Source organism: Pedobacter planticolens (genome assembly GCF_014172375.1).
GTDB lineage: Bacteria > Bacteroidota > Bacteroidia > Sphingobacteriales > Sphingobacteriaceae > Pedobacter > Pedobacter planticolens.
In genome coordinates this window covers 1350592-1362515 of sequence record NZ_WNXD01000002.1, presented here as the reverse complement: position 1 = coordinate 1362515, position 11924 = coordinate 1350592, and the positions used below count along the sequence as shown (strand labels likewise).

Annotated in this window: 9 protein-coding genes; 1 reads left to right on the top strand and 8 read right to left on the bottom strand. The window is 36.1% G+C overall.

The features are described from left to right. Window positions 1-102: 102 nt before the first annotated feature. The 6 genes from GM921_RS14730 to GM921_RS14705 all read right to left on the bottom strand — a co-directional run bounded on the left by GM921_RS14730 (window position 103) and on the right by GM921_RS14705 (window position 9693). Window positions 103-1815, bottom strand: coding sequence for a DUF885 family protein (locus GM921_RS14730; RefSeq protein ID WP_182923391.1), 1713 nt, complete (start codon window positions 1813-1815; stop codon window positions 103-105). Window positions 1816-2772: 957 nt separating this feature from the next. Further along, window positions 2773-4491, bottom strand: a complete 1719-nt coding sequence (ggt, locus tag GM921_RS14725; protein ID WP_182923390.1) for a gamma-glutamyltransferase — start codon at window positions 4489-4491, stop codon at window positions 2773-2775. Further along, the gene (locus GM921_RS14720; RefSeq protein ID WP_182923389.1) at window positions 4469-6241 is read right to left on the bottom strand and encodes an AMP-dependent synthetase/ligase; all 1773 of its coding nucleotides are present in this window, start codon (window positions 6239-6241) and stop codon (window positions 4469-4471) included. The genes ggt and GM921_RS14720 overlap by 23 nt, the downstream gene beginning before the upstream one ends. A 129-nt stretch (window positions 6242-6370) precedes the next feature. Further along, window positions 6371-7339, bottom strand: a complete 969-nt coding sequence (locus GM921_RS14715; RefSeq protein WP_182923388.1) for a ligand-gated ion channel — start codon at window positions 7337-7339, stop codon at window positions 6371-6373. Between the two features lie 123 nt (window positions 7340-7462). After that, window positions 7463-9037: a S8 family peptidase gene (locus tag GM921_RS14710; protein ID WP_182923387.1), complete on the bottom strand. Its 1575-nt coding sequence runs from the start codon at window positions 9035-9037 to the stop codon at window positions 7463-7465. Window positions 9038-9105: 68 nt separating this feature from the next. Continuing rightward, the gene (locus GM921_RS14705) at window positions 9106-9693 is read right to left on the bottom strand and encodes a pentapeptide repeat-containing protein (protein WP_182923386.1); all 588 of its coding nucleotides are present in this window, start codon (window positions 9691-9693) and stop codon (window positions 9106-9108) included. Window positions 9694-9966: 273 nt separating this feature from the next. On the opposite strand from GM921_RS14705, the gene GM921_RS14700 reads away from it, so the two are divergent. Next, on the top strand, window positions 9967-10191 hold the full coding sequence (locus GM921_RS14700) for a hypothetical protein (protein ID WP_182923385.1): 225 nt from the start codon (window positions 9967-9969) through the stop codon (window positions 10189-10191). A gap of 69 nt (window positions 10192-10260) precedes the next feature. Here the strand turns inward: GM921_RS14700 and GM921_RS14695 are convergent, their stop codons facing one another. Further along, window positions 10261-10635 (bottom strand): response regulator transcription factor, encoded by a 375-nt coding sequence (locus GM921_RS14695; protein ID WP_182923384.1) that lies wholly within the window; start codon window positions 10633-10635, stop codon window positions 10261-10263. Window positions 10636-10675: 40 nt separating this feature from the next. Next, on the bottom strand, window positions 10676-11890 hold the full coding sequence (locus GM921_RS14690) for an MFS transporter (RefSeq protein WP_182923383.1): 1215 nt from the start codon (window positions 11888-11890) through the stop codon (window positions 10676-10678). Window positions 11891-11924: the final 34 nt, after the last annotated feature.

Sequence of the window (11924 nt, the reverse complement as noted above, 5' to 3'; positions counted from 1 at the left end):
TCAATTGTTAAAAAATGTTAAAAAGTGTGTAGTTTGCTATACAAAAAATAAGTAAAAGTGTTGGAACGGGGGCAAACAAACAAATGTTCCTTTTGTTTTCTTTTAAGGAATTAAACCTGCAAACTTCCAATTAGTAGTGAAGTTTTCTGGTAATAATTGTTGAGTTAAAATTGCTCTAACCATTTCTACAGGCATATTATTTTCTTTTAAAATTTTATCGTGAAATTGGATGTCTGTCATTTTACCGCTTTCTACTAATTCTTTATGTAATGCTCTAAATTCTAAGCCGCCTAGCATGTATCCTATTTGGTAAAGCGGCCCATATCCGCCAGTAAAAGAACGACGTACTTCTGCTTCTGCATTTGCTCTTTCAAAACCTACTCTTTCTACTAAAAAGTCAATGCATTGTTTTGGTGTCCATTTTCCTAAATGATAATTCATAGAAAAAATGATACGAGCGCAACGGTGCATTCTCCAAAACAACATCCCTATTTTATCTTCTGGTGTTTTTGCAAAACCTTTATCCCACAGCAACATTTCCCAATATAAAGACCAACCTTCTGTCCAAAAAGGAGTACCAAAACCTCTACGATAGGGTTTATATCTGCTTTGCATATAATATTGCAAATTATGGCCTGGTATTAATTCGTGGAAAACTACAGCTCTAGAAAAATGTCTGTTGTTTCCTCTCAAGGTCATCATTTTTGCATCCTCACTCATATCTTCTGTTGGGTAAGCGATTAAAACAGATTCACCACCCAAAAAGAAAGGTGCAAATTGTTGTTCTTGCGGACTTAACATTCTCATTCTCCAGCCTTCTTTAGCCATTGCAGGAATTTTAATCAGGTTATTCTTTTCTACAAAATCAATTGCTTCATTAGCTAATTCATAAACTAGTTCAGGTTGTTTGCCCAATTCGGGATAATCTGTTTTTACTTTTTCTAAAGCTTTTTTCCAATCATTCCCAAAACCCATTTGTTGTGATGCCTTTAACATTTCTGCATCGCACCATGCAAATTCTCGCATCGCGATAGCTTCTATTTGCTCTGGTGTGTAAGCAATCATTTCATCTTTCAAATTACTTAACAAAGCATTTCTCCCAATGGGATTACCTAAAATTCCGCTACCATCATCTTTTACGTTTGATAGCTTTGCAATTTTGCCTAACTCTGTCGCATAATCTTTTAATGCTGTTACTACGTTTGGGTAGGTGCTTTTAGTGGCTTTTGTAAACTGAGGATCATAACCATCGTAAAATTTGTAGGCTTCTGTAAAAACAGTTAAATATTGATTAACCGTTTGTTGTGCCCAATTTGCTTGCACAGGATTTACAATAAGTTGCTGATTGCGTACTGCTTTGGTCGCGTTATCGATATCGTCTTTTAGTTTGCTAAAAACCTGTTCAGTTTCCTTACCATTTTGCTGTTTGCCTACTCTCCTTTTCTGTTCAAAATCTAATATCGATTTTGCGAAAGGAATGGTAAAGTTTGTGTTTTTAAATTCGGTGTATGATAGTTCTAAAGTTTTAGAATCTGCATTAATATCGCGTTTAAGCAAGGTATAATCTACACGTTCATTAACATTAAGTTTAGCAAAAGGCAGCGTTTTCAGTTTAGTTAACCAATCCGTATAAAAACGTTCCATTCTTTGAAAATATTCTTCAGAACGTTTTAAAGTGTATTTACGCCCAAGCATAGTTTCATCTGCCTGGTACTGATTAATAAATGGGCTTACACTACTTGCTTCATCGCTTTGCGCATTAGCTACTTGAGTTGTGAGTGTTAAAATGAGAAGCGAAAATAATAGTTTACGCATGGCGGATGATTTTTTAATGAAAGTACAGATTTTAATCAAAAATTGATTGGACTAGTGGCAAGTTTTGTCACTTGAAGTATGTAACTATTGTGAAAGACAAGGAAATGATGGGAGTAGTTTACCACTTTAAGTTTCCATCCCGATAGCTATCGAAATTTGTGGTTCCCGCTGTTGCGGGAATGACGGCATGGAAGAATTGAGTGGTATTGAGTAGTATTGGATGGAAAAGGATGGATTTGGATGGATATGATAGTAAGGAAGAAATATTGGTAAGTATAACAAAAGTATCAGAAAGTGCGAAAAAAGCACCTACAAGCATGAATAACTACAACTAAGCATGAAAGAACTATTGATTTTCATGACAAAAACATGACATTGTACCGCATACAATGACCATTGTAAGGGAAACAAAGGTCATTGTAAAGCAAACATACGTCATTGTACCGCATACAATGACCATTATAAGGGAAACAATGACCATTGTATCGCATACATGCGACATTGTATGACAAACAAACGTCATTGTAAGAGATACAAAGACCATTGTATCGCATACATGCGACATTGTAAAGCAGATGTATGAGGAAGTATAGCAATAACATTAATAAGACAGCGTTGCCATTGTCGGCGAAGAACCTCCATAAGAAGGAGGTGTTTATTTAAGAACCACTGGCAAGGATACAAGAAATACTAGCTTTTCAGAGTTTCATTAAAGATCCTTCGACTACGCTCAGGATGACGAGCGCTTTATCAGAATGACGGCTTATTGTCAAGTTCGTCCTTGCGAGTCTCGATTTTTCATCGAGACGAAGCAATCTTTCATACCTGCGCTCAGGTTATTTTTCTCCTCAGTAAAGATTGTACCATTGGCACTCCTTTGGAGCTTCACCCCCACACTCAAACCATGCTTCAGTTCGCATAGAAGATGTGCCGAATTTTAGTTTGAAAATGCTTAGGCTACCAACCCACCGCTTTATCATCTCCTCTCGGATCTGCGCCACCTTGATAATAACCCCATTTAGTTTTCAGAATAGCATCTACCCTGCCAATTGCACCACGAGGAACGATTTTATAGCCTTTTGCTTTTAGTTTTTCTGTAGTTAAACTATCCAATGCTTTATCTTCTACTTCAACTTGGTCTGGTAACCATTGGTGATGAAATTTCTTTGCGTTTACCGCACTTTGCATCGACATATTAAAATCGACTACGTTTAAAATAGTTTGGAAAACAGATGTGATAATTGTTGAACCTCCTGGTGTACCTACTACCATAAACAATTCGCCATCTTTTGATAAAATTGCAGGCGTCATAGAACTTAACATGCGTTTATTTGGTGCAATAGCATTTGCTTCTCCGCCAACCAATCCGTACATATTAGGTGCACCAGGTTTAACAGAGAAATCATCCATTTCATTATTTAATAGAAAACCTGCACCTTTTACAACAACACCTGCACCGTACGAGCCATTTAAAGTTGTGGTGATTGCAACTGCATTTCCATCTCTATCTACAATAGAAAAATGAGTGGTTTCTTCGTGTTCTTTTGGTGCAATTTCGCCCGCACTAATTTCTGCACTTGTACTTGCTTTTTGCCAATTAAACGTGCTCATGCGTTGTTTAATGTATTCGTTTTCTATCAACTTTGTTTGCGGAACAGGATAAAAATCTGGATCACCCAAATGCGCAGCACGATCTGCATATACTCTTCGCTCTGCCTCAACTATTAATTGAACAGTAGAATCTGAATTAAAACCCCATTTATTTAAAGGATAAGGTTCAACCGATTTTAGTAACTGAATTAAAGCAATTCCCCCACTAGATGGTGGCGGCATAGTCACTACTTTATACCCTCTATATTCGCCTGTTACAGGTTTGCGCCATATCGCTTTGTAATCGGCAAGATCTTGTTTTGTAATAATTCCTCCACCACGTTGCATTTCGGCAACGATAGAATCGGCAACTGCGCCTTGGTAAAAACCGTTTCGGCCTTGACTAGCAATTAGCTTTAAAGTACTGGCTAATTCGCTTTGCACCAAAACATCGCCTTCGGCCCATTTAGCTTCTTTTATTAATGCCGTACCTAAGGGATTTAATTTCGTAAACGTACCTTTTAATCCGTTTAATTCTCTGGCTTGTCTAGCAGATAATTTAAAGCCATCTTGTGCTAAGTGTATTGCAGGAGCAATTAAATCTTCCCATTTTAAGTGACCATATTTTTGATGTGCTTCGGCCATGCCCGCTACAGAACCGGGTACGCCAGCTGCTAATTGGCCATGTAAACTTTTATCAACTATCGGATTTCCCGCAGCATCTAAATACATATCTCTCCCTGCATTTGCACCTGCTTTTTCTCTAAAATCTAATGAGTTGATTTCGCCTTTGGCAGAACGATATACCATAAAACCACCGCCACCAATGTTTCCAGCATTTGGATAAACAACGGCCAATGCAAATTGAACTGCAACGGCTGCATCGACTGCGTTACCGCCTTTTTTTAGAATTTCTACACCTACTTCTGAAGCGACTTCATTTGCAGAAACCACCATTCCGTTTCTAAACTCACCACTGTTATTTTTACCCAACTGACCGCCAACACAACTTAATAACAAGCTTGCTGCTAGTACTGCGTAGGTAAATGATGTAATTTTTGTTTTAACCTTTGTAATTCTCTGCATCTTTATAAATCTTTTCGATGATGTCGTTATTTTTCTCCAGAATAACTTTGCGTTTAAAACTTAATTTTGGAGTAAGCTCGCCGCCATCAATACTAAATTCTTTTGCTAGTAATGCAAACCGTTTCACTTGCTCCCACTTACCAAATTCAGTTCCTAAAGTAGCAATTATGCGATTAAATTTATCAATTACTTGCTCATTTAAAATCATTTCTTCATTGGTGGTGTACGGAATTCCTTTTTTATCGCACCATGTTTTTAAGGCAGGGAAAGCAGGTACAATTAAAGCTGCTGGGAATTTCCTGTTCTCTCCCAACACCATAATCTGTTCAATTAAAGGAGATTCTTTATATCTGTTCTCTAGCATTTGCGGAGCGATGTATTTCCCTCCAGCAGTTTTAAAGATTTCTTTTTTACGATCAGTGATTTTTAAGAATTTACCTTCTAAAATCTCGCCAATATCGCCAGTGTGAAACCATCCGTCTTTATCAATACTTTCAGCAGTTAAATCATCTCTTAAATAGTAGCCTTTCATAATATGATGACCACGCGTTAAGATTTCTCCGTCTTCGGCAATTTTAATTTCCACGCCTTCTATTACAGGGCCAACCGTACCAAACATGGTTGCACCAAAATGATTCACCGTAATTACAGGCGAGGTTTCTGTTAAACCATAGCCTTCGAAAACCGGCATGCCTGCAGCCCAAAATATACGAGCTAACTTCGGATTTAATGCCGCACCACCAGATGCCAATACTACAATACGGCCACCTAAAGCTTCTTGCCATTTTTTAAATACTAGTTTGCGGGCAATGTTTAGTCTGAAATTGTACCACCATCCATTTTTAAAATCAAATTTCTCGGCTAAGGCTAAAGACCAAAAGAAAATACCTCTTTTAATGCCTTTTAAGTCTTTACCCTTTTCCATGATTTTATCGTACACTTTTTCTAACAAGCGAGGTACGGTAGAAAATGCATTCGGTTTCACTTCTTGAATATCGGCAACAATGGTATCCATACTTTCGGCGTAGTAAATAGAAACCCCTGCATAGACATAGAGGTAAGAAATCATTCTTTCGAAAATGTGCGACAAAGGCAAAAAGCTTAATGCTGTTTTTACTTCTTTAGGGAAAATAATGGCTGATTTTTCGAAGTTCATTACCAAATTATCATGCGTAAGCATTACGCCCTTTGGTGTACCAGTAGTACCAGATGTATAAATTAAGGTTAAAATATCTTCGCCCTTTACTGCTTCTCTATAAGTTTCTAAATCTATTTCTGGTTTAGCTTTACCAGCATCAATGAGTTCTTGCCAGTTATCAGCGCCATCAACTTTGTTAAACGTATAGATTTTAATAGGATGTTTTAAATCCTTAGCAACTGCTTTTACTTTGTTATAAATTGCTTCATCACTTACAAAAACGATGGTAATTTCTGCATTTTCTATAATGAATTTAATATCATGCTCTGCTAAAGTTGGATACAATGGGATTTGGTAAGCGCCTAATTGCATAATCGCATAATCGCAAATATTCCATTCAGGTCTGTTGTGCGACATGACCGCAACTCTGCTTCCTTTGCCAATTTTTATAGTGGTTAAGCCGCGACTAAGGTTATCCGTTACTTCACAAAATTCTTGTGTACTGTATTTTTTCCATTTACCATTAATTTTTCCGCTAATAAATTCTGGCTTCGGAAAATTATCGAGGTTGTATTTTAAAAGATCAAATACTCTGGTGATGGCTGTAGACATGGGATGATTTTTAACTTGGCTAGTACTGCCGTTTCTCAAATCTAATAAATTATCTTTTCTGCAACAACCAATTTTAAAATTATTTATGCATGCATAGTAATTATTGCTTTTGAGTGAAACGAGCTATCATTATACGTGAGTAGCTTGCCAAATGAAATATGCATTTAAAATTAAGTAAGCTGCTAGCAAAGCAATGGCAAAGAACTTATCAAATTTTATAGCCTCATTTGTTTTGCCTTTTTTAATCATTCTGAGAGAGAATGCTGTGGAAATAATTACCACTAAAATGAATATCAATGTGATGCCGTGAAGTGTATCAACCAAAGTAAATGTGGTAGATTCTGGCAAAGAGCCATCTATGATATACTTATTACCTATTACGGCAAAAAGTGACCCTACACTTAATCCGAAACGAGAATCGATGCTATCTGCATGAATATAAAAACACATGTAAGCAATTAAAAATGCAACATACATTCCTAGAAACATTTTCCAGAAAAGCCCCATCGCATCTCTACTTATGCTTACCCTAACTTTGAAATTGCTATATTCTGTATGCGGAACTTTAATGGTGGTATCTCCAAATGCGGTCTCGTATAATTTAATACCTGAGGAAATTTTTAAGCTGTCTATTTTCCATCCTCTCAATGTAAATCTCGGATCAAATTGTTTACCAACAGTATCGGCAACAAAAACGAGTGATTGAGAATCAAATTGAGAATTTTCTAAAGAAAGCCTTAAGGTTTGGTGGTCGAACGGAAAATTATCTATTGCCCATGAATCTTTCATGATACATTGCACCTTCATTAAAAGATAGACTTCGGTTCCGCTTGTATCAATAGTTGAAAATGATTTATCTACCGTTTTGGCTTGAGGAATTTCTAGATTTTCTACAAAGTTGAAATCTTTGTTTTTGTATTTTAACCAAAGCCAAAAGTCGACTGTGTATTCTTTATCCTTAAAATTGATGTCGTGTATACTGGTAATGTAAATTCCACTTCTAACGGTATCTGGTTTTGCCTTTTGCGCCCAACTAATAGTAGATAGCGCTAAAAACTGAAGAATTAAAACGAAACAGAAGAGTATAGATTTTTTCAAGGCGATCATTGTTTAATGATAAAGATAATAAATCCGTTAAAAAAAGCTGAATAACATTCATCTTCTAACCACAAAAAAGCCCCGATAAATTATCGAGGCTAAATTCTATATCAATTGAAAACTCTATTTATAAGTCGCGGCCAATTTTAAAGCGTTATATGCATTTACAATTCCGCCAGTTACACATAAATCTGCAAAGGGAATACTTACTGTTTCTGCACCTTTCATGGTTGAAACGTTGTGATTAACTTTTACAACAGATTTCATAATAATCTCTTTTACTTGAACTGCTGTTAGTTTCGGATAATACGAACGGATTAAAGCTGCCAAACCTGTTACAACTGGTGCTGCCATACTTGTTCCATCTTCTTCAATGTATTTATTTTCTGGTACAGTAGACGTAATACGAACGCCAGGTGCAAAAACATCAACCGATGTTTTACCATAATTAGAAAATGCTGCTTTTAAAGTTTCATCATCTTTTGGGCCAGATGCGCCAACTGTTAGCCATGAGCTAGCCAAACTACCATCCAAATATTTATTAGTAGGAAAATTATTTTCTACATCAATATCGGCATTCTCATTACCCGCAGCGTGAACTAACAATACATCTTTACTTACTGCATATTTTACAGCTTCGTCTACCACAGCTTTATCCCACGAATATGCTTTACCAAAGCTCATGTTCAATACTTTTGCGCCATTATCTACCGCATAGCGGATAGCATTTGCAACATCTTTATCTCTTTCATCGCCATTTGGTGTGTTGCGCACACCCATAATTAGAACATTATCGGCTACGCCCATTACACCAATTTTGTTGGTGCGATCTGCTCCAATAATACCAGCAACATGTGAACCATGTAAAGCATCAGGGCCTTTTATGTCGTTATTTCCGTAAAAACGTTCTTTGCTATTGTCAGGATTATCGCCAACTATTGCTCTTGGATCATAATCTACATTGTAATTATATTTTACCTGACCAGTATAATATTTTACGCCTTCTTCAATTTGAGTTTCGTAGAAAGTTTTAAAATCCATCTCTTTTAATACGTCAAGTACGGCTTCTTTAACTCTCGTTTCTTGTTGATCTGGAGATTTAAATGCTTCGAAATCTGCTTGAGTTGGATTTTCTTTACCAATTTTTTTCACAACAGCATCTAACACGAATTTAAAACCAGAAATACCATCTAAACTACTTTTTGCTGTAGCTAATTCTTTCTCAACTTCTGATCTATTTTTAATATACGTTTCATAATCCGCTTTATCTTTTTCGGCTACAGTTGTTGCAGTTACTCCTGCAAAACGAACATTATCTCTACGTACTAAACGGGTAAGTTCTAAAGCTTCAAATTCTATTGAACCATTTTTACCGCCTAAAAAGTTCCAGCCGTGTACATCATCAGCATAACCATTTTTATCATCGTCTACACCGTTTCCAGCAACTTCTTTTTTGTTAATCCAAATTACTCTTTTTAAATCTTCGTGGTTTAAATCTACACCACCATCTAATACGGCAACTATAACTGGAGTAGATTTTTTGCCTTTTAATAATTCAGTATATGCTTTTTCGGTACTGATACCAAAAATAGAATCCTTTTTAAGATCGAGGTTTTGCCAATTAGCTTTTTGAGCAGATGATAGGAAAGGTAAAGCCGCTAATAATAAGAGCGGAATAAGTTTTTTAAAGTTATTCATGTATATTTTTAGATTAAATACGTAGGTATTGAAACGGTGTCGATTTGCTTTTAGTATCAAATCTTCTGTTAGCTCTCTTCAACAACAATGCCATAATTGGTTAGCAGGCCTGCTAAACCATCTGCAGAGAACTTTGCTTTTCTGAGTAGGTTTTTTTCGGGATCTATGGTAAAGTTAATGGCCGATGTAAAGTTGACGCTGTTTAAAATACTTCGCATAAAAACGGCAGCGCTTAAATCGCAACGCTCAAATACGGCTGAGGTTAAATCTGCTTCAGAAAAATCGGTGCCTTTTAGCGAGCAATTAGTAAAGTGACTTTTACGATTTTTCTTCTTCATAAAAGCTGCGTAATCTAAAATGCAATTGGTAAAATCTACCGCAAACAGAAAATCTTTAGTGTGCGAAAAATCTACGCCTATCATTTTGCAATTACTGAACTGGACTTTATCAAAGCCAATAGGCCCGAATTTAACCATGCTTAAATTACATCTATCAAAGGTGCATTTGATAAAATCACAACTTGAGAAATCTGTTTCCGTGAAATCGCAATTGGTAAAAGTGCATTCATCAAATTGCGTTTCTGTTAATCCCTTTGCGGGAAGTGAAACTTTATCGAATACTTGATTAACGTAATAAAGACTTTCTTCGGCTGCCATTGTTAAATTTGAGGCTGCAAATTAGGAAATAATGTAGAAAGTGAAAATTACATAGCAGTACAAGTTTTGTAAAATAAACCCGACTTAGCGGAAATACTTTTTGTTGCTGTTGTCGTCCTTTCGAGCGCAGCCGAGAAATCTTTGGATGTATATTCGGAGAAAGATCTCTCCATTTCGCTGCCTGCCTACCGCAGACAGGCGCTTCAGTCGAGATGACGGCAGCTTTTATAACAAAAGCCTAAATAGTTTAAAAGAAAAAATTAGTTTTACCGAATGGAAGAACATTTGGTGTATAGCCTAGGCGAAAGAATGGTTAAAGTAAAACCGATAGAAAGAAATTTATATCGAGTTACGGTCGACAATAAACCGATTGGTTTTATCCGCAAAAAAGATGGTGGTTGGATGATGGAAGAATATTCGAAAGAAGAACTTACTGCAGAAAGTGTACAGTTGATTGGCGATAAAATTGATCGTTTGCCGTGGCAGTTTACGCAATAATTTTTCGCCATAAATAAAAAAGGACAAACACAACTATTATATTTCTGTGTTCATCCTTTTAAACCTAGTCTATGACACTGGTTTTTTATCTATTAATTTTCTGATCCTATTTTCGATATCGTCTAAATCAAATGGCTTACTAATGTAATCATCTGGCGCAGCCATTTCACTCATTTGTTTACTCCTAATATTGGCCGACATTACGATTACTGGAATATGTTTCGTGAACATGTCGTTCTTTAAATCGTGACAAATTTCAATGCCATTTCCATCGGGAAGCATTACGTCTAGAATGAAAAGATCAGGAATTGAATCCTTTAATTTCTTTTTCATTTCTTTAAATGTGGAGGAAAGCTGTAAATCGTATCCCTCATCTTTCAATAAAAATTCGATAATGTAACCTATATCTTTATCGTCTTCTAAAATGTGTATCCGTTTCTTCATATCCTATATGAACAAAAAAATAGCAGGATTGTTTTAGAAATTATCTTGGAATTTCTTCTTTATAGTTTAGTGCGCTATAACCATAAGCACAAAGCATCAGCATAACCGTCATGCAAATAAAGAGCACGTTATAGCCAAATTTTTCTGCTAAATAAAATCCTGCAATTGGAGCAACAACCTGAGCAATAGACCAGCTAATCATGTAACCGGCAGCATACATTCCTCTATTAAATTCGTTGCTTCTTTTAATAACGAAAGTGTTAATAAAAGGCATAGAAAACATCTCACCAAATGTAAAGCAAACTATGCTTAACAGCGCTACAACAATTGGTAAAAATTTAGGTATCATTAATACTGCAAACGACAATCCGGTAATTAAAACCCCTGTTATGATGTAAAATTGAGGAGAACGTTTATTTTCTAGTTTGCTAATCATTACCATTTCTAGCAAAGCGATAATTGCTCCATTTACCCCTAGTATTAAACCTATAGTGGCTTCATTTATATGCCATTCTTGCTTAAAAAATACTGGTACAACCCTAAACATTAAGAAAAAACAAGTCGCAAAAATGGTGGTAAGTAAAATAAATTTCACAAACAGCGCATCTTCCCAAGGTTTCCTAACGGTGATGCCAATTAACTTTTCTTTTACTGCTTTTCTAAATCCTTTAACGGCGGGCAAGAGTAAAAATATGGCAATGCCAACAGCAATACTTACCACTCCATCTACAATAAATAATAACTTATAGTTAAAAGAAGCAATTATTCCGCCCATTGTTATACCAAAAGAGAAACCAATATTAGTTGCTAATCTATTTAAAGAATAAGAACGTGTTTCTTTTCCTGGCGCAGCATAGGCAGCAATTGCTGTAAAGTTCGCAGGGCGAAATGCATCATAAAAAAAACTTATTAATACAGCTAAAACACATAGTGTGCTGAAATGACTTACTTGCGAAAACACTAAAAAAAGTGCACCACCAATTAAGGATGAAAAAATTTGAACGGGTCTAAAACCAAACATATCAGTTAGCTTTCCTCCTGCAGTTGCACCAAGAATTGCTCCGACACCAAATAAAGAAATAATTATTCCAGCATCAGATTCTGGACGATGTAAAGATTGCGTAACATACAAACCCATAAATGGCACTGCCATATATCCGCAGCGATTCAGTAAAATAACCGAACTTAATAGCCAAGTTTCTCTACTTAATCCAGAAAAAGAGGTTTTATACGCGTTAATTATTTGTCGGAACATTTGGGTTTGGCTTGGCTATCAAAAATAGACATTC

What these genes read in the sequence shown, in the direction of transcription:
- GM921_RS14730 (WP_182923391.1), bottom strand. Translation starts at nt 1,815, where the DNA reads ATGCGTAAACTATTATTTTCGCTTCTCATTTTAACACTCACAACTCAA.
- ggt (WP_182923390.1), bottom strand. Translation starts at nt 4,491, where the DNA reads ATGCAGAGAATTACAAAGGTTAAAACAAAAATTACATCATTTACCTAC.
- GM921_RS14720 (WP_182923389.1), bottom strand. Translation starts at nt 6,241, where the DNA reads ATGTCTACAGCCATCACCAGAGTATTTGATCTTTTAAAATACAACCTC.
- GM921_RS14710 (WP_182923387.1), bottom strand. Translation starts at nt 9,037, where the DNA reads ATGAATAACTTTAAAAAACTTATTCCGCTCTTATTATTAGCGGCTTTA.
- GM921_RS14705 (WP_182923386.1), bottom strand. Translation starts at nt 9,693, where the DNA reads ATGGCAGCCGAAGAAAGTCTTTATTACGTTAATCAAGTATTCGATAAA.
- GM921_RS14700 (WP_182923385.1), top strand. Translation starts at nt 9,967, where the DNA reads ATGGAAGAACATTTGGTGTATAGCCTAGGCGAAAGAATGGTTAAAGTA.
- GM921_RS14695 (WP_182923384.1), bottom strand. Translation starts at nt 10,635, where the DNA reads ATGAAGAAACGGATACACATTTTAGAAGACGATAAAGATATAGGTTAC.
- GM921_RS14690 (WP_182923383.1), bottom strand. Translation starts at nt 11,890, where the DNA reads ATGTTCCGACAAATAATTAACGCGTATAAAACCTCTTTTTCTGGATTA.